The 19,055-nt window shown below is 38.3% G+C and carries 13 protein-coding genes; 4 read left to right on the top strand and 9 right to left on the bottom strand.

Annotated features, from left to right (window positions below):
• A partial coding sequence (locus BMY21_RS15980; protein WP_218141060.1) for a hypothetical protein occupies positions 1-221 on the top strand: 221 nt, incomplete at its 5' end.
• 51 nt (positions 222-272) lie between these two features.
• Positions 273-860, top strand: coding sequence for a DJ-1 family glyoxalase III (locus BMY21_RS12530; RefSeq protein WP_074644720.1), 588 nt, complete (start codon positions 273-275; stop codon positions 858-860).
• 19 nt (positions 861-879) lie between these two features.
• On the opposite strand, the gene BMY21_RS12525 is transcribed toward BMY21_RS12530, so the two are convergent.
• Genes BMY21_RS12525 through BMY21_RS12515 form a run of 3 tightly spaced genes read right to left on the bottom strand, consistent with a single transcriptional unit; the run spans position 880 to position 8,954 of the window.
• The gene (locus BMY21_RS12525) at positions 880-1,197 is read right to left on the bottom strand and encodes a hypothetical protein (RefSeq protein WP_074644718.1); all 318 of its coding nucleotides are present in this window, start codon (positions 1,195-1,197) and stop codon (positions 880-882) included.
• Between the two features lie 2 nt (positions 1,198-1,199).
• Positions 1,200-5,879 (bottom strand): PP2C family protein-serine/threonine phosphatase, encoded by a 4,680-nt coding sequence (locus tag BMY21_RS12520; RefSeq protein ID WP_074644716.1) that lies wholly within the window; start codon positions 5,877-5,879, stop codon positions 1,200-1,202.
• Positions 5,880-5,882: 3 nt separating this feature from the next.
• Positions 5,883-8,954, bottom strand: coding sequence for an HlyD family secretion protein (locus BMY21_RS12515; RefSeq protein ID WP_074644714.1), 3,072 nt, complete (start codon positions 8,952-8,954; stop codon positions 5,883-5,885).
• A gap of 91 nt (positions 8,955-9,045) precedes the next feature.
• On the opposite strand from BMY21_RS12515, the gene BMY21_RS12510 reads away from it, so the two are divergent.
• Entirely contained in the window at positions 9,046-10,359 is a 1,314-nt protein-coding gene (locus BMY21_RS12510) for a UPF0164 family protein (protein WP_074644713.1), read from the top strand.
• 15 nt (positions 10,360-10,374) lie between these two features.
• Here BMY21_RS12510 and BMY21_RS12505 read toward each other — a convergent pair whose 3' ends face one another.
• Together BMY21_RS12505 and BMY21_RS12500 are read right to left on the bottom strand one after the other, a co-directional pair.
• Entirely contained in the window at positions 10,375-11,964 is a 1,590-nt protein-coding gene (locus BMY21_RS12505) for a 1,4-alpha-glucan branching protein domain-containing protein (protein WP_074644711.1), read from the bottom strand.
• 18 nt (positions 11,965-11,982) lie between these two features.
• Positions 11,983-12,642, bottom strand: coding sequence for a DUF4912 domain-containing protein (locus BMY21_RS12500; RefSeq protein ID WP_074644710.1), 660 nt, complete (start codon positions 12,640-12,642; stop codon positions 11,983-11,985).
• Between the two features lie 323 nt (positions 12,643-12,965).
• Here BMY21_RS12500 and BMY21_RS12495 point away from each other — a divergent pair, with 323 nt between their 5' ends.
• The gene (locus tag BMY21_RS12495; RefSeq protein WP_074644708.1) at positions 12,966-14,348 is read left to right on the top strand and encodes an HD-GYP domain-containing protein; all 1,383 of its coding nucleotides are present in this window, start codon (positions 12,966-12,968) and stop codon (positions 14,346-14,348) included.
• 37 nt (positions 14,349-14,385) lie between these two features.
• Here the strand turns inward: BMY21_RS12495 and BMY21_RS12490 are convergent, their stop codons facing one another.
• The 4 genes from BMY21_RS12490 to BMY21_RS12475 form a co-directional block, all read right to left on the bottom strand.
• Complete coding sequence (locus BMY21_RS12490; RefSeq protein WP_074644707.1) at positions 14,386-15,147, bottom strand: aldo/keto reductase; 762 nt, start codon at positions 15,145-15,147, stop codon at positions 14,386-14,388.
• A gap of 159 nt (positions 15,148-15,306) precedes the next feature.
• Positions 15,307-16,794, bottom strand: coding sequence for a glycine--tRNA ligase (locus tag BMY21_RS12485; RefSeq protein WP_074644704.1), 1,488 nt, complete (start codon positions 16,792-16,794; stop codon positions 15,307-15,309).
• Between the two features lie 133 nt (positions 16,795-16,927).
• A complete protein-coding gene (locus BMY21_RS12480; protein ID WP_074644703.1) occupies positions 16,928-17,884 on the bottom strand; it encodes a PilZ domain-containing protein in 957 nt (318 codons plus the stop codon).
• A complete protein-coding gene (locus tag BMY21_RS12475; protein ID WP_074644701.1) occupies positions 17,884-19,032 on the bottom strand; it encodes a hypothetical protein in 1,149 nt (382 codons plus the stop codon). Before BMY21_RS12475 ends, BMY21_RS12480 begins: the two co-directional genes overlap by 1 nt.
• Between the last annotated feature and the right edge of the window lie 23 nt (positions 19,033-19,055).

Genomic DNA, 19,055 nt, shown 5'->3' with positions numbered 1-19,055 from the left:
CCCAGGGTTGCGACAAATTTTTGCGAAGCAAAAATGAGGAGCCTGGGGCACCCTGGGGGATTACTTTTTCGGTTTTGCCGTCGCTGGGACCCGCAATTCCAGGCACGCCTTACCATAGTTTAAGTAATTGCTCACCCGCAGCCTACGGGCTTTTTCAGCGGGAGTGTTCAGGCATCACACATTCTGAGAATAAAAATCCTTATATACTTAGCCCGTTTTAATGTGTAGATTTCTGATAATATATGATATACTGAGTTTATATGGAGGAAAAAATGAAAACAGCTGCTGTATTCTTTGCCGATGGCTTTGAAGACATCGAAGCTCTTTCACCTGTAGATTATCTCAGACGCGCTGGCGTTGAGGTTTATACTGTTGGTGTAAAGGGAACACCTTTTAATGATACTATGATTGTTACCAGCTCTCATAATGTTCCAATGATTATGGACATGAGTCTGGATACTTATATGAAGAAGTTTGGAGATTCAATTCCAGACTGTGTTGTTTGTCCAGGAGGAGGAAAAGGTGCTATCAATCTTTCTGAATGCACAACTCTGCTTAATCATCTTGAAAAAGCATGGGATGCAGGACGTCTTGTAGCTGCAATCTGTGCCGCACCTGCTGTTGTACTTGGAAAAACAAAAATTCCTGCAGGTAAAAAGTGGACATGCTATCCTGATATGGAAGGTGAATCAAAGCCTGAATATTTAAGCGGTTACAGCAATAAGGTTTTTGTTACAGATGGAAATCTTGTTACTTCACGCGGACCTGGAGCTGCGGAAGAATTTGCAATGGAACTGGTTAGAATTCTGGCTGGAGATGTTATGTACAAGAAGGTACATGATTCCAGCCAGCAGCGTTAGTTTTGTACTGCGGTAGTTTCTATAACTCACGTTCTTTCTCGCTGATCTGTTCAGCGAGATTTTTTATTTCTTCCTGAATATCATTTAAAATTCTTATATCTTCTACATTTTCACAGGTAATTGAAGCACCTTCTAAAAGCATCTGAGAGAGCTTGAGGCCCATTTCTTCATATTTACAGTCGCGCTTTGTTTCGAGTTTGTGAATTTCGATTTTGGTTACGCTTTTATCTGTAAAATCCTGAACCTTATCTCCTGCTTTTTCAAGAACTTCTTTTGAAGATTCAACGCCTTTTGAGAAAATTGATTTTACCTTATTTCCAAACTCTTCGATATTCATAATTACAACCTCTTAATAGCAAGCATGGTTAAGTCATCAGACTGCTCATCTTCAAGCATCTGATCATAATCTACATAGTTTACACCTGCAGAATCATCAGTTTTATGAGCTGCATAATAATCATACATATTAAAATATTTTAGAAGGAATTCGTCAATCTTTTTATCAATTCTGATGTAATCTGTCTGCTGAACAGCTGGTGATTTATAAAGACGGAATACCTTTTCCAGTGAAGCAAGCGCAAGAATAGATTCCTGAACTGTTCCCTCACATTTAGTAAAATCAAATTCAAGGGTTTCGGTTACATTTGGATTATCCTGTTTTGTAAGCGTAAACTTTCGTTTGTTATATACCGCTTCAATAATCTCTTTGATTCGCTCTGGTCCGAATTCTTCCTTTGCATCCTCAAGTTTGATTTCAGTTTCTTCCTCATGTGTTTTCGGATTCATCTTCTTAACTTCAACTTCATTTTGTCGGACTGTGTAATCTACTTCGCGGATTCGGCGGGTTGATTCTTCAATACCGTCAGTATAAAGATAAAGAATATCACCACGATTCAAAATTGTTTTTTCAACAACAAAACCGCCACGCATTGCAACTAAATCCGAAGTAAATACTCCGGCTGTTGGAGCAGAAGCAAGTGTCAAAAGTTTAAGGCTGTGTGTAGCAGAATCATAAATGTGAACAAGGTTATCACCCGCATTACACATATAAAGCTCACCTGTCTTTACATTCAAAAGACAGATAATCAAAGTAGCAAACTTACCGCGCAACCCAAGCCCTTCAATAAAGTCATTTATCTGTTCTACAAGCTTATTCAGCTGGGTTCCGTTTTTAGCATAACTCCATTTTTCAAAGTAACGACGGAAAATTGTGGCTACAACAGTCATGATGATTGCAGCAGGAATACCGTGTCCGGAAACGTCGCACTTAATAATTCCAAACCAGGTATCATCAAGTCTCTTATAATCGAAATAGTCACCAGATACACCCGATTCACCTTCGTAGTAACCAAAGCATTCCAGTTCTTTATCTGCATATTCTGCATAGGTATTTTTATTATTTGCTCCGAGAGCTTCGAGCGGAAGGAAGGCTTTCTGAACCGCCTTATCGTCCATTGCAAGAGCTTCTTCTTCGGCATTGGCAACAAGTTCGTGGGTCATGTTATTAACCGCATCACCAAGGCGTCCTACTTCGTCCCGTGACTTAATCTCAACATCTTTTCCCTTAAGATTTATTTTGTTCTTAGTCTGTCCAATCATAATTACATGCTTTTCAAGTTTTTTGATCGGACGGACTATCAGAGAAGCAAATACATAAGCACCAATAATTCCAAAGGCAACTGCCGTAATCGCAACAATCAGAGAGAAGATTACGATTTTCTTTATTTCAGCATTAAGGCTGTCTATAAGACTCTGAGTAGAAAGCTCAAGATAAATTACACTGTGAATATAGTTTCCTGTAGTTCCTTTTCGATACAAAACCGGTCGATAGAAAAGATAATCTGTTCTGCTGCGGTCAAGGTCATCTGAATCAAAAGCAGGGTATGAACCAGCTGCACTCTTAGAATATTCTGCAAGCCGCAGATCAAGCTGATTTCGTAATTCAACAATAACATCTGAAAGTCTTTCTGCTTCCTGTGTATCATCTTCAAGACCAGATGCATACAACGCTTCAGCTTCCTTCGAAAGGCCGTCAATTTTATCTGAAAGCTCACCTACATCTGAAGCAATTTTTTTATCGAGCTCTTTTAGTTTTTCAGTGACTTCAAGAATTACTTTTTCTGTAAGCTGTGATTCACCATAAACCAGTGAATAGCTGTCCATCTTTACGCTTATATCCTGATCATTAGTTGCCCAGATATAATTAAGATTTTCTGAAGAATCTGAATCCAGCTGCTGACCGATTATCGTAACATATTTAACTTCCGGCATTGCATCTTTTTGCGCAGGAAGAGCAGAAAGTTCCAGAAGATTATTTGCAGGGAAGAAGTTTTTTACACCTGAGTGAAGGCTTTCAAGAAGTACTTCAGTTCTGTTTTCCAGACCGGCTGCCATAGTCTGTTCCTGAAGTCTGATTACCTTATATCCGTTTTCAAGTGAAACCGCGATTACAACTGCAATTACAAGTGAGAAGGCAAATACAATAAGCTTTTTCTTAAGACTTGGAAGTCTTTTGAAATTTTTCCGTAAATCTTTTAATGGCATGGCAGCTCCTGTTAACAGCGAAGAAACTTCGTTCTCTGTCAATTTTCTTTCGTGTATATTCTGATAAATATTTATCAATATAAAAATCAAAGTTATTGCTGCAATCATTAAAAGCACAAAAACAATAATCAGGCTGATTGCAACTGTATATTTATATTTCTGGAATTCCGAACTAAGTCTGCTTTGCGGTTCATATTCGGCTTCAATTTTGAGGGTTCCGCTCTGTGATATCTGAAGAACATTTCCGGTAAAATATAATCCGCGGTCTGTATGTAAAAGACCAATTTTATAAGTTCCTTCATCCAGATCGGTTCCAGTTTTTATGTTTGAAATACGGGTATCTGACTGAACACGGAACTGACCATCAGAGGCTCTTAAAATAAGGTCGTACGGAGCTTTACCATCAGCATCAATATAAATCTCACTGACTGTTCCATCATACGTAAAGCCACCACCGGAAATTACAATAGTACTTTCACCAGCATCAGCTTTCGTCTGCTGTACTGAAGTCACATAGGTTGACGGCTGATATTTATTCAAAATATACAATGCTGTTGAAGGCTCACTTATATTTCCTACTTCATCAATTGCAGCTACTGAAATAAGATAAACACCGTTTGATCTGTTATAATAACGAACGGTCGTTTGTTTACGTGTTGCCGTAGAATTTGATGTTGTAAGCCTTCTCTGCTTTTTCAACTGAGGTTCATACCTTGTAAGCAGACTGTTTTTGATTTCTTCCACACGTTCAGTGCTAAGCTTCATCGGATGTTTTTTTGAAACTGAAATTGATTTTGGAATTGAACCAAGATAATCAATCTTATAAAGATATTGTGCCGCATCCTTTGAAACAGAAGGCAGCCAGTTCAGGCTGTAATTATTTGAATCAAGGAAGCCATATTCATCAAGATTATCAATTGTTATTTCAGGAGCCTCTGGTGGAGTTAAATCAAGATGATAAGAAATTGAAGAAGGCTCAGACCAGTTTCCAGCATAATCTGAAACCCGCGCCATAAGAATATAATTTCCATCTTCAGTTGCTTTCAGGCGGAGTGTATTTTCTTTTGTAAAATGCTCAATCTGTTTTGGAGGTTCCTTTGAATTTTCCCTGCCCCAGGTATATGAATAGCCGGAAATATTTGATGAGTCAGCAGGGAATACAATCTGAATCCGAACATCTTCTGCACGAGAACTTTTTCCTTTTTTATAGGAAAGCGGATTAAAAGTCGGAGGCATAACTGTTTTATCTGGTGAGAGAATTGCGATTGAATTCTTTGAAGCAGAATTTACCTGCTGCCATATAAATGATAAAACAGAACCATCTGTTTCTGCAGTTACAAGCGGATATACAAAAAGATTTGAGTTTCGGTCTTCAACCAGCCGGCTTTCATTCCAGTAACTGCCATTCTTTTTTACCATATAGATTGATTCACGACCTCGCCTTGTATCAAACCAGGTCAGATACAAAGAATCATTGTATTTAAACATTACAGGACGGCTTGCATTTCCGTTATCAGATAGTTTTTCTGCTGTTCCAGCAGTTACCCCTACAGCAGTAATTTTTTCAATCCAGATTGCAGAGTTTACAGAATCGGTTCTTTCCCAGGCAAGATAAACTTCGCCATCATATTCAAAAAGACCTGGCCTCTGGTTCTGATATTCATGAAACTGTTTTCCACCACGGGCAGCAAGAGAGTTTCTGTCTGTAATCAGTACCGGCTGAGTCCAGTTCTTTCCCGAGCCGCTTGAATCAACAGTCATATACAGCTGATATGAAAGTCTACTTGTTTCAGCCGATGTATACTGAGCCTGAAAAACAACAATATCTCCAAATGAAGAAGCAAAAAGAACAGGAATAAAAGGATTTCTATAATTCAAGGCCGGCTGGAACTGAGCAAAGCGGCTCCATTTTACACCATCAGATGAATCAGCAGAAAAAAGCGTAAACGAGTTTTCTTCACCAACAGATGTAAAAAGCTTAAAACTGTCATTACCCGTTTTATAGATTCTTGGGGCAACAGTAATTGATGAAGCTGCCGGTAATTTTGTTTCTGTAAAGTTTTTACAGTTATCAGTTGAAACAAAAACCGAAAGATTTGAAAGCCCCGTCATTATTGCAACACCAACTGTACCTTTTTTCAAAACAGCAGTTGTATAAATATCTGGAACTTCTTCTCCCGAATAACTGAAAGGTCCTGCAAAACGCCTGTTTTCTGAATATTTTTTAAGGCTGCTGTAAATTCTAACTGAAAGGTATATCTGCCGCGCCTTAGTATCAACTTCCTGCCAGAACATATAAGTATAATTTCCATCTGCAGAAACCATTGTTACAGGAAAGCGGGAATCTGTATCAGTAATTACAGCAGGATTTTCCCAGTAAAAATCTTCTCCTGATAAGACAGAAAGGCAGCCCAGTACAAAAAGAATGAGAACAAAAAGTTTTTTTATTTTCCGCAAAGCTGCAACTCTCTTCATAGCCTAACTTCTTGCCTCAATCTTATTCTTTAAGTCTTTGATTTTCTGCGAATTAGCATTTGCCGGCTTTTTAAGAAGCTGCTCAACAATTGCATTCGCTCCTACTACATTATTATTCTGAAGTCTCTGAATTGCAAGCTGATAAAGTCTTTCATCTTCTGTAGAAAGAACTGTAGAAGTATTACCACCTATCTTAGTAGTAATTTTATCTTTTAAGTTCATTGCTTCTTTATTATCAGAAACAAGGGCCAGGGCTTCATCTATTTTTGCAAGGGCGCTCTGTAATTTTGCCGTATCATTACCCGCAGAATTATAGATTTTCTGTGCATCTGCAATCAGTTTATTTGCACGGTTTACACCAGTATTGCTTACAGGCTTCTGACGGATTCCTATATCAATTTCAACCTGATAAATTAAATCCTTAAGTCCTTTATAGTTCGGATCCAGTTCATAATAATCAAGAAGATTTGCATAGCCTTCCTGTCGTGTATCCTTACTCTTACACATCATTTTTGCCATTTCTATTTTCTGGGCAAATTCATCCGTAAACTTTTTAGGATCCAGCAGACGGTTTATTCTTAACGTAAGGATAGAAGCTTCCTGATTCAATGGATATACATACTGAAGTTTTTGAATACTCTCCAGGGCAAGTGCTAAATCTGCTTCACCACCTGTTCTATTCCCCTCTCCTATTTTCCTGCTTCCTTCATCAAAATACTGGTAAGCCATATTCAAGAGCTGAGACATTTCCGGATACTGTGGTGCAGACGGAAGAATCTCGCGGCCAGTTTTCATTGAAATTGCAGTATTTACAAAGTTCAAAAGATTTGTGATTTCTTCATCTTCATTAACATTGGTAACTGCCCAGCGGATTTTTGCCTGATTCAGATATTTTTCGGCATCATCAAAACGTCCGTTAAAATATGCATCTTTTGCACGGGTCTTAAGATCACGAACCTCTCGAACAACAAGTTCGTTTTCTGCCTTTGCAATACTTTCGCCTAAGGTCTGAAGTTTGCGGTCTGTTTCAGAACGAAGCGTTTCATCATTCTGATTCATAAGTGCTTCGTCATATTTTGAAAGCGCATCCTGAAGTTTTTTACGAGCTGTATCAAAGTCTTCACGGCGGAGTGCATTCTGAGCTTCTGAATAACGGAGGTCAGCTTCATTACGGGCAAGCTGAGCGGCAGTCATCTGATTTTTTGCAACTGCAGCCTGCGCCTGTGAATCTGTAATAAGCTTTGTCAGTTTCTGACGTTCAAGGGCAATATTTTCCTGAGCCTTATTTACAAGTTCCTGTATTTCTATATTTTCCTTTTGCTGTGGACGACTGTTAAAATTCTCAAGAATCACAGAATCATAACCATTGAGAGAGGCAATTCCTTTTTCTGCAATCGTTTTTGTATACTGCGAAATTGAATATGAAATATCCGGATAACTGTAGACAATTCCAAAATCAAGTTCTGGATTTGCATTGAATGTATTCTGATAAACCAGAGATTTTGAAACATCGCGGTTAATTTCTGAAAGTATATTATTCGGAATTTTTGTAAAGAAGCCAGTACGATATTTATCTGCACAATTATAATAAACAAACGCACTGTCATAAATTCTGACAGCATCCTTTGAATAATATTCTGTAATTTCAGCCCAGGAACCGGTAAGTGCCGTTTCTGTTTTTTCAAAAATATCATCAAGTATTGTTTCGTAGGCCTCTGAAAGTCCTGAAAAATCAGAACGGGCACCTGAAGACCATTCATACGAAGCAATATGCTGATCTGACTTTACGCCTGCAAGAGATATAATCTTATCATTTGAATCAAAAAGCCTTTTTATCAGAGTTGTTTCATTTCCGTCTGCAGCTTTTATCCGAGCGATATCCTTCTGCTGAGTTTCTGTTACAGAAATAATTTCTTTACGCACCTGTGTGAGTCGTAAAGCACTTTCTGAAAGATTCTGAATGTAACTGCAGGCTCCATAATATTCATCATAAGGATTTTTCAAAGCATGAGAATCTGAAAGTCCAAGTTTATAAATATCAAGAACTCTACGGTCAAGTGAAGTATAGCGTTTGATTTCTGTTACAAGTGGCTGATTGATAGCTGTTTCATAACCGCTGTATTTTTTAAGAAGTACGGCATATACAGCTTCATTCATTTTTCCAACTGCAGAATTCCACTGTGCATCAACTGCACCAAGGATTCCGGAAGATGGAACAGAATCAACTCCAAACACAAAACGGAACATAAAAGGCAGGAATGAAGCATCTGTTGAATCAGAATCAAGTTTCTGAACTTCAGCAAACTGCGATTGAAGACTTGTTCCAACATCAATTATCTGCTGTCTTAAACGTGTATAATGCTTAAAGCTTTCTTCAACCTCAGAAAGTCTGTTTAATGCCTGGTCATACTGCTCTGCACGAACAGCCTTTATAAAATCATTGATAAGGTTATTAAATCGAGGCAGATAGTTTTTTTCTTCAAACTCATTAAGCCGTACATCAAGTTGAGCTAGAGTTTTATCAACCGCGCCGGTAATTTCCGGATTGTTTTCCCACTGGTCATAAAAATTGTCGCGGTAAAGCCAGAAACCTTCCTTAGCCTTTTCAACAGCAGCAACATATTCTCCTGCAAGAGATCTGGCAGCAGTTTCATTCTGAATCTCAAGGAAAAGAGCTCGGAAATAGTTAAACTCCGCAGACTTTTTCAAATCTGCAACAAACTGAAGGTTCTGATCTGAAGGATTCTTTTCGAATTTTTCCAGCTGGGCGGTTATTTCATATATTTCCTTGTTGTTTCCCGGATCTGTCTGAATTAAAGTTATGAGCTTTGATGCCAGAATTGAATACTGATTACGGGCATTCATAATTCTTTTTATTCTGGTCTGAGCATTATCAAAGTTTTCAGGATTCTTTTCGATGTATATATTCAGCTGTCTCAAAGCTTCATCATATTCTGTACGACGGATAAGACGGTCAATTTCAAAAAGGGACATATCTTCCTTTTCCTGAGCAAAAATACAGGGCAAAGTGAGAAAAAATACAACTGCGAAACAGAGAAGAGTTTTCCCTTTCATATTATTTATTATAAACTATTATATTGTATTTTCGGCAAATAAGATATTATACTTATAGAAAAGAATTAAAATTCCGAAAAAGAAGTAGATTATGAAGAAAAAGGGATATTTTATCCGTAAATCTACAGTTTTAATTTTTCTCATGTTTTTTTGCTCAAAATTACAAGCAGCATCTATTACAGACGCAGAAACTGTTATCGGAGACCTTTTTTCTTCCCTCACTGATTCAGATGAAGGAACCACTTCGTTCCGTTCACTTTTGATTCCTTTTGGAGGCCGAACAGAAAGCCTTGGAAACGCTTATACCGGGCTTTGTGATGATATAAGCTATCTCCGTTTTAATCCTGCAGCAGGTTCCATTCAAAAAGAAACTCAAATTGCCCTTTTTCATAATTCCTGGATTGCAGATTCAAAACTGGAAACTCTTGGATTTACCACAAGATTCAAGAATACTCCTCATCTAAGCGCGGGCGGCTATCTCTCCTGCTTTTACATGCCTTTTACTGAATATAATTTTTTTGGTGACCGTGTTGCTGCCAGCTACTACACAGAAACTGTAGCAGCTCTCAATGCTTCTTATAATCTTCTTGCAGGTTATGATTTTAAGGGACTTGCTGCGGGTATAACATTAAAAGCTGGCTGGCGTGGTATGCCCGATTACACTGACAATGACAGCGGAGCTATAATTGCCGGTTCAGGTCTTTCACAAAGCGCACTTGCCGTTATGGCAGACATTGGTTTTATGCTCCAGTTCAACTTTTTAAAGTATTATTCATCGCGGGATCCGAATGTCCGTATCGGTATTTCTGCACAGAATGTCGGCGTTTCTATAACAGGATTTGGAGATTCCATAAAATTAGATGATCCGCTTCCAACTACAGTTTCTGCCGGTATTTCCTTAAAATTCATTAAGCCGATAACACTTTCTTTTGATTTTGTTCAGCCATTGAATCTTATGGATTTTTCTCATTACAGAATTCCATATTTCAATACAGGACTTTCAATTCAATTTGCTTCATTCATTTCTTTCCTTGCAGGATTTTCTCTAAAAGGTGCTAACCCGAGAATAAGTTCCGGTTTTGAATTTGAAGTTGCAAAAATCAGATTGAATATGAATTATACTCTTGATTTAACAACTTCCCTCGCCCCTCTGAACCGTATCAGTCTTTCTGCAAAATTGCTTCTGGGAGACAAAGGCCGAAGCATAACCGATGCACAGGTAGATGAATATTATCAGCTGGGATTAAAGTATTACGCAGATGCTAAATGGGAAGATGCAATTATAGTCTGGCAGGAAGCTTTAAAATTAAACAAGCGCTTTGACCCGGCTATTCAGGGTATTCAAAGCGCCCGTTATCAAATCGAAATGTTCCAGCAGATTCGTGAATCACTTATGCTGGACTAGATTTAAACCTTAAAATTATCGCTTCTTTGTAAATATTCGGTAATTCATCCAAGGAAAAATTGAATCACGCGCCTCAAGTTTAGTAAGCCATTCTGTACTTACTGTGTTCGAGCCCAGTGAATCAAATACTGCGGTGAATGCCCCGATCGATTCCTTAAAACGTTTCTCGGCGAATTGTGGGAACTCTGAGCGGTTTATCATCTTTGCAAGATTCAAACTCTGAGCAAGCATAAGCTCTTTTGCACCGAGATTTAAGAGTCTTGTTTTCAAACCAGTATCCATTGGGAAACGACCTGCAAGGTCAATCATACGCTCGCAGCTTTTTCTTATGTAGCGCATCATCCAGCAGTTTTTGCTTGAAAGAAGGTTTTCACCATAACCAGCCCCTGCGCCTGCAGAAAAGTACGGTTCAATTTTTTCAAGATTATACTGTTCATCGCACATTTTATCGCAGGAAAGAACATCAAGTCCTTTATCGCAAGCTTTTCTGATTACTTTTTCGAGCCAGGCTATACATTCATTCCAGGTTTTGCTGAGTTTTGAAATATCCAGCGTACAGATTTCAGATACAAAATTGTATGATGGAAGCAGTTCGGCAGCTTTTGAAAGTGTCTGAAAGCGCTTTTCAACAAATGCATCTGAATCTTTTTCGAGCTGAGTCTCTGCACATTCCTTATTATAAAGACAGCCAGAATCCTTAAAACAGCGGTTCCAGTACTTAAAGCCTGTTGAATAGCGGATTCCATCTTTATCGATAAGAGAAGAAAGCTTTTCCATTGGCAGTTCATAACCAACATCGCGATTCTGATTTCTATAGCACTCAGAATAGATGATACCGTTTTCACCAAAAAGCTCTGAATCTATTACGCGGTTTCTTGCAAAAATAACAAGAGAATTATCTGTACGAGAAGGATAGAAAATACCAGCCTCTGGTACTTTTTCAGAAAACAGAATACTTCTTGAATCAAGAATTGTGTAAGTATAACCATAAGCTCTAATCAGTTTTTCAATTCCTGGTGTATAGCCCATAGCTGGAAGCCAGAAGCCTTCCGGCATAACACCAAAATACTGACGATATGCGTGAAGTCCGCTTTCAATCTGTGCAGAAATAATTTCTTTTAAATCTGCATAGTGAGGCATAAAGATATCTGTACCACAGGTACCCATGAGTTCGAGATATCCTTTTGTCATGTATTCTGCAAAAACAGGTATAAGCTGTTTATTATATTTCTCAGTAAAATCTGCAATCAGTTTTTTATTTTTTTCGATTGTATCATTTATGATAGTACAAATCTTTTCATCGGCTTTATTACGTCTAAGTTCAGCCTTTCCAAAAGTGTTTCGTTTTTCAAGCCAGTTTAGATATTCATCCTGAAGGCTTGGATCAGAAAGCATATTGCAAAGTACCGGAGGTAAAACGATTGCAAAACGGCACTTAATCTTATCTGCTTCAAGATTTTCAAGCATTCTTAAAAGTGGAATGTAAACATTTGAAACTGCTTCAAAAAAATTATTTAGAATTGGAGCATTATCTTTTATATCTTCATCTGTATGACGGATAAAATCCTGACTAGCTTTTATAACTAAACTCAATATTTTTTGCATAAATAAACCCTTGCCCGATTAAGAAAAAGAATGTCTGTGATTTTTATATTGTTCTGTAATCAATTCCTTTATTCCAGAAAGCTCTACGATTGGAGAAAACTCCTCTTCTCTTCCTGGCTGTAAATCATTAACCAGAGAAGCGCCCTGTGGAATTGAAATAACCGGAGAAAAGGCTATTACTTCGCCTACTCCACCTTTTACACAAATAAGTTCAACTTTTATGTATTTTTTTCCCTGTGGAATAAGAACGTACTGTTCCTGACTCTGACTAGGAGTTTGAACCTCAAAGGCTTCTTCCGGCTTTACATCCTTAGGATCATTATAAGAACAGATTCTAAGTTTTAGACTTGTTCCCGGATTATCCATAATTCTTGAATAATCATTATCATTAAGATTCCAGAAAACAAACAGCCAGGCTGGATTACGAAGCACACAAGATACCTGTGTTTCATTAAAATTGCCATTTAATATGATTGGCTGCTGATTATCCGTCTCTGTTGCGATAATCATTTCATCTTCTTTGTTGTTTGATTCTTCTGCAAGTTCCAGGAGTTCTGCAATAAGAAAGCGTCTGTCCAAATCCTCAGGGACATCAACACCATATTCATCTGCAAGCTTCACAAGGTCTGAAAATGAAAGTTTTTCTAACGAAGCACGATTTATAGGTTCCTCACTCATAGCCACCATAATCTTAAAAAAATGCATTAGTGTCAAGATTGACAACTGCTTAGCAGAAGACTTTTTAAGACATATTTTTTTGAAAAAAAACTAAAGTCGAATGAACAAATACCGATAATAAAAATGTTGGTGATAATATCGGGTGGGAACAACGACATCCAGACACCTGAAAATTAACTCCTATGTTTGCTTTAAAAAGATGAAAAGTGTGTGAGACTTTTCATCTTTTTTTTTGCACTTTTGACTATTTACCATTTTTCCATATTCAATTAAACTTTTCTAAAGTACCTGCCGATAAAAGAAATAGGGTAATTATCGAAAAAATGGAAACAATTAGTATTAGTGCGCTGCGTGCAGGTATTACCTATACCAGTGACCTCTTTGTAGACAGCACATTCCTCATTCTGCCAAAAACAGCCGAAATGACTGATGATCTTATAAAAGCCTTAAAACAATGGGGCTTTGAAGATGTTCTCAGTGATGGCTCTATCAGTCTTGGCGGTGATATCGGTATTACCAGCATTGATGAACCTGAGAATGATACTCAAAAAGAAAAAATCGGTGAAAATGTAAAGAAAGCTATTGAAGATTCAAAGCATATTGCTGTTGGAAACAGTGATATGGCAAGAATGGAGCTTGTACGTTCAGTATACGAAGAGTACATGAACTATATTGAATCTGTTTTCACTCATTACGCAACTCATAAAGAAATTGATCAGGAAGAACTTGCAGATACTGTTCAGGATCTGTGTATTTTTATTAAGGAACACAGACGCTATATTCTTCGTGTAAATGCCACTATTGAAGCTGCAGACAGAAACTTCCTTATCATTCATACCATGCGAACAACAGTTTTATGTCTCGCAGTTGCATTACAGCTTCATCTTAATCTTACAAAGCTTATTGAACTGGGTGTAACAAGTATTCTTCATGAAATTGGTATGCTTCGTTTACCACCGCAACTTTATATGACCTCAAGAAAACTTTCTGTACGCGAAAAGGCCCAGATTTCAAAGCATACACTTTTAGGTTATACAATCATTAAAGATTTGAACTTTGGTCTTTCCATTCAGCTTGGTGTTCTTGAACATCATGAAAAAGAAAATGGAACAGGTTATCCGCGCCGTCTTTCCGGTGATAAAATTTCTTCAATTGCAAAAATCATTGCAGTAGCCTGTACTTATGAAGCAATTTCTTCTCCTCGAAGTTATAAGGATGAAAAATCAACTTTTGATGCTATGCTTGAATTGCTTCAGAATAAAGAACATGCTTATGATGGTTCGGTAATCAAGGCACTTTTGTATACAGTTTCGCTCTACCCTATCGGAACTTTTGTATATCTTTCAAACCGCAAGGTTGCAGAAGTAATTGATACAAATCCTGACAATCCTAAAACTCCAGTTGTTCAACTTCTTACAGAAAAAGATCCGGACGGCTCATTTAAGACTCTTCAAATTGGAGAAAACAACATTAACATTCTCCGTATTCTCACAAAGCAGGAAAAAGAAGATATCTTAAAACTTGTACGCGAAAAATTTAATAAAGAGATGAAAGCAGCGGAAGCAGCACAGGAAGCAAAAGCAGTTCAGGCTCCAAAACCGGAAGCACAACCAGCTCCTGCCACCGCTCCAGTTGTAGAAGATTTTGAATCAGCAGAACCGGCAGCAGACGGCACTGAAGAAGTTGATATCAGTATTTTCGGTTAGTCGGACAAGCACAGTAGAGTCAGCAAGCACAGTTTGACTAATTAAAGAACATCCTGATTTTTTCTACATCCTCATGGAATTTTTCGTCGATTACCGGCGGATGCTCGTTGAAGTATAAGATTTGATTTAATTCATCCTGATTTTTGACTCCCCAGATAGGAAGCACGCTTTCGTACTGATGAAGGAAGCCGAAAGCAAGAGGAATATTTTCAATAACACCGCCACACAAAGGCTGCATGGCAATAAAGCCTACATCATGTTCTTCGCACAGTCGGACTAATTCAATTGTATCATCACTGCTAATCATACTGAAAGGAAATTGGATTGTTTCATAGCAATCAGAAAGAACAGCCTTTTTAGCAGTTTCAAAATTAGTTGTTACAATTCCAATATGACCAGCCATTTTCTGCTTTTTAAAACCTGCAAGAGTATCGTAGATTTTATCTGCACCACCTGGAAGCGGAAGAAATTTTTCTGTTTCCAGCTGATACAAATCTACAGTATCACAGTGAAGCGTCATAAGGCTGGTTTCAAGGTCAGACTTAATTTCGTCTGAAGTTTTTGCAGCGGTAGTAGTAGAAAGAAATACATTGCGGCGGATATCATACAAAGCATCTCCCAAAAGTTTTTCACTCTCTGGAGTTTTGCGCGAAGTATCAAAAAGATTTATTCCAGACTCGTAAGCCTTACGTACAAGCAGAGCAACCGACTCGTCACCACCGGCTTCGGTCAGTCTCATAGCACCGAATGCTACGCGAGAAATCAATAAATCTGTTCTTCCAAGTCTAACGTATTCCATTTTCTTAGGTTCCAGGTTTCAGGTTATAGGTTCTAGGGTCGTTGCGGGGATGTGCCCCGCATAGGGGTAGCGGAAGACCGCAGCGCGCTCTGGAGCGAGGGGGAGACTTCCCCCCTTCTCCCTAGCACCTATAACCTAGTACCTATAACCTATACTCTCTTATCTGATTACAGGCTTATAATTCTTAATAGCTTTCTGGATATAGAATACCAGGTCATCAAGAGCAACGCGTTCCTGCTCCATAGAGTCGCGGTAACGTACTGTTACAGTGTTGAAGAGTTCGTTTGCAGAACCGTCTTCTTTCTTTTCCTGAATTGTATCGTAGTCTACAGTTACACAGAAAGGAGTACCAACTTCGTCCTGGCGGCGGTAGCGCTTACCTACTGTTCCAGAAGTATCGAAGTCTGTTACAAAGTCTTCCTTAAGCATGTGCTGGATTTCCTTTGCCTTTTCTGCAAGACCGTCTTTCTTCATAAGAGGAAGAACTGCAACTGTGATTGGTGCAAGGCGTGGGTCAAGATGAAGAACTGTTCTGTAATCTTCCGGCTCACCCTCTTTTGCAACATTCTGCTCTTCGTATGCTTCGCAGAGGAACATAAGGAAGTTTCTGTTCAAACCTGCAGAAGTTTCGATTACGTATGGAACGTACTTCTTGTTTCCGTCTTCCTGATCGATGTAAGACATATCCTTCTTTGAGTATGTCTGATGCTGAGAAAGATCAAAGTCTGTACGGCTGTGAATACCTTCAATCTCTTCGAATCCGATCGGGAAGTTGTATGTAATATCGTATGCGTCTTTTGCATAGTGAGCGAGCTTGTCGTGGTGATGCCACTTGAGCTGCTTTTCTGGAATACCGTACTTGAGGTAGAACTGCCAGCGGTCTTTTCTCCAGCGTTCGAAAGTTTCATCTTCAGTTCCTGGTTTACAGAAATATTCCATTTCCATCTGCTCGAATTCGCAGGTACGGAAAATGAAGTTCTTGAAAATGATTTCATTACGGAAAGATTTACCAACCTGAGCAACACCGAAAGGTACCTTCATGCGGTTAGACTGAACAATGTTCTTGAAGTCTGTGAAAATACCCTGACATGTTTCAGGACGGAGATAAATCAAATGGCTGTCGTCTGCAATTGGTCCCTGATATGTCTTGAACATAAGGTTGAACTCACGTACAGCAGTGTACTTGCGGTTCTTGCTACCACATGTAGGACAGTTGATATTAGCGTCGATGAAAGCTTTCATTTCATCGTGTGTCATTGTATCAACAGGTTTTCCAGGATTGATTTCTGGGTTTGCAGCGATGAAGTCTTCGATAAGCTTATCTGCTCTGTGGCGTGCATTACACTCAATACAGTCAACCATAGGGTCAGAGAAGTGGTCAACGTGACCAGAAGCCTTCCAAGTTGTATGATGCTGGAAGATAGCAGAATCAAGACCAACTACATCATCGTGAAGCTGAGTCATGTAGTGCCACCATTCGTTCTGAATATTTCTCTTGAATTCTACACCGAGAGGACCGTAGTCCCATGCACCTGCCTGGCCACCGTAAATTTCTGAAGCCTGATATACAAAGCCTCTTCTTTTACACAAGCTGATGATTTTGTCCAGGGTACATGCGTGTGTATCTTTAGTTTCTGTTTTTGCCATTTATATCTCCTTACGACTCTGGCGTGGGCCGTTTTTGATTTTTTTTGCCAAGACATACCGGGAAAGGCAGCCAAAGGCATTTAAGTTGTAAATGTGAGATTACCACAAAAAGAAAATGTATGCAAACTAAAAATCAGAGTAAATCATCTTCAATATTTGAGCCGGTAAACTTTATTTCTGATTCTGATTTTCCTTCCTCTTCAAGCGGTTCAAGCGCATCCAGTGATTCCAGTTCACCATAATCTCTGTCACGAACAGCATGAAGTTGAGAATACTCGTCTGTCAGATTATAACGGGTATCATCTTTTTCAACATTTTCAATTAAAGTAGTCATTTTTGCATCAAATTTCTGGAAAATATAATCACGGATATATGTTTTTGTAGATTCAGGATTTTCATTTGTAAGCATAAGAACCGACATTGCAGTTCCATCCGGATTTACCTGAGTATTAAAAACGATGCAGGAACAAACCATAGATTTTCGTCCTGCAGAAAGGCAAATATTTCTTATAAGTGTATTTTTCTGAAAAAGAGGCATTAATTCCTGTTTATAAATAATCGCAAAGCCTACACTTGAAATGTCTTTTATATTAACCGGATAAACTTTTCCTTCTGATGTCATATAGCCGCTTACGTCTTTTTCGCTTCTTGTATCAAGACGAAGATATTTACGGCGCCCTTTTGCACCATTCAGATCAAGAATTGCAGCAAAGTGTTCAATAAGCGGTTCCTGTTTTGTAATTACAGTAAAACCGCCTGGCAATCTGATATTCATAAGAAACTTATCTTTATCTTCCCAACCGGCAGACTGAGTAACAATTCCCAGATATATTCCCTGAAGTTCGGGTATCACAGAGAAACTCTTCATATAGTTAAACCATTCTGAATATGAGAGAGCTTCATCAATATCAATGAAACACATTGCATCAGGATAAACAGAAAGAATTTTCTTTGCTTTTCTATAATCTTTTATAAGATATACTTCATATTCATTCTTACGAAGATAATCGATGAGATATTTTTCGATATAAAAAGACGGATTTACAAAAAATATTTTTCGTCCGAATAAAGGATTCTCTCTCGATTCCATTAATTAACTTCACTCTCTCCTGTATCAGAAGCTTTTTCTTCTTCCGTTGTACCAGACTCTTCTGTTTTTACAGCCTCATCTGTTTTAGCTTCATCTTCCGGCTTAACCTCTTCTGCTGTTTCAACTTCTTCTGCTTCCGGAATATCATCTGTTTCTACTGCTTTTGGCTTTTTATTTGAATAATCTTCTGTGTCAGGAGGGAATGCATAAATCAGATTTTCAAATCTCTGCTCAAGCTGTTCAAAAATAAAATTTTTTATGACCTTTTTATCATCCTCACCTACCTGCTTAGCAAAAAGCATGATGGCAAAGTATCTTGTTGCATCTACAACCTTAATATCAAAAACTACAGACGGAGTAACGATAGAACGCCTGCCAAGAGTAATTGAAAAACTTGGAACCAGCATATTTTTGACAAGAGCATCACCATAGCTTCGCGGATAACAGCAGGTAAATCCAACAGAAGAAATATTCAGTACAGTAACCTGCAGCAGCTGAGTTTTAGTTGCAAAGTATCCGTTTATAGTTATAGAAGCATCACAATCCAGGCGAAGATATTTACGGCGTCCTTTTGCGCCGTTCAGTTCAAGAATACCAACGATTTTTTCTATAAGGGCAGAACCTTTAAACTCGTCCAGCATTATAAATCCACCAGGCAGAGAAAGATTCATCATAAATCTTTCCTTCTGAGGCTTTGGAATAACTGCAGACATAAGGCCTACAAATATAGTTTTTAGTTTTTCATCATTCTGGAAGGACTGAATAAAATTAAACCATTCGTCATAGCTCATTTCATCATCTATAAATATAAAACAAAGAGCGTCCGGAAATTTTCTTAACGCATTTTTTGTATATTTATAATCACTGATTATATAAGCTTCATACTCATGCAGTTTTAATTCAAGATGAAGATAATTTTCTACATATAAAGGAGGATTTACAAAGAATACTTTTCGCCCGACAATAGGATTTTCACATCTAGGGGCTGTAGCAACAGGAACTGGTTCCGGTGCCTGAGGTGGAGTTGCTTCTTCAGATGCTTCAGCTTCATTTTGAGCCGCTTCAATCTGCTCCTGAACCTGATTTTCCTGAGAAGCTGGGTTTTCTGTTTTTACCGATTCATCATCAGCAGCAATAGAATCACTCATCAATATATTATCGCCCTATCAAA

The sequence above is a fragment of the Treponema bryantii genome (genome assembly GCF_900111035.1).
In the GTDB taxonomy this organism is placed as follows: Bacteria; Spirochaetota; Spirochaetia; order Treponematales; family Treponemataceae; genus Treponema_D; species Treponema_D bryantii_C.
This window is presented reverse-complemented; position numbering and strand designations above follow the sequence as displayed.

Coding starts and splice junctions, on each gene's coding strand:
- BMY21_RS12525 (WP_074644718.1), bottom strand. CDS start 1,197: ATGAATATCGAAGAGTTTGGAAATAAGGTAAAATCAATTTTCTCAAAA.
- BMY21_RS12480 (WP_074644703.1), bottom strand. CDS start 17,884: ATGGAATCGAGAGAGAATCCTTTATTCGGACGAAAAATATTTTTTGTA.
- BMY21_RS12485 (WP_074644704.1), bottom strand. CDS start 16,794: ATGGCAAAAACAGAAACTAAAGATACACACGCATGTACCCTGGACAAA.
- BMY21_RS12530 (WP_074644720.1), top strand. CDS start 273: ATGAAAACAGCTGCTGTATTCTTTGCCGATGGCTTTGAAGACATCGAA.
- BMY21_RS12490 (WP_074644707.1), bottom strand. CDS start 15,147: ATGGAATACGTTAGACTTGGAAGAACAGATTTATTGATTTCTCGCGTA.
- BMY21_RS12520 (WP_074644716.1), bottom strand. CDS start 5,879: ATGAAGAGAGTTGCAGCTTTGCGGAAAATAAAAAAACTTTTTGTTCTC.
- BMY21_RS12515 (WP_074644714.1), bottom strand. CDS start 8,954: ATGAAAGGGAAAACTCTTCTCTGTTTCGCAGTTGTATTTTTTCTCACT.
- BMY21_RS12475 (WP_074644701.1), bottom strand. CDS start 19,032: ATGAGTGATTCTATTGCTGCTGATGATGAATCGGTAAAAACAGAAAAC.
- BMY21_RS12495 (WP_074644708.1), top strand. CDS start 12,966: ATGGAAACAATTAGTATTAGTGCGCTGCGTGCAGGTATTACCTATACC.
- BMY21_RS12505 (WP_074644711.1), bottom strand. CDS start 11,964: ATGCAAAAAATATTGAGTTTAGTTATAAAAGCTAGTCAGGATTTTATC.
- BMY21_RS12510 (WP_074644713.1), top strand. CDS start 9,046: ATGAAGAAAAAGGGATATTTTATCCGTAAATCTACAGTTTTAATTTTT.
- BMY21_RS12500 (WP_074644710.1), bottom strand. CDS start 12,642: ATGAGTGAGGAACCTATAAATCGTGCTTCGTTAGAAAAACTTTCATTT.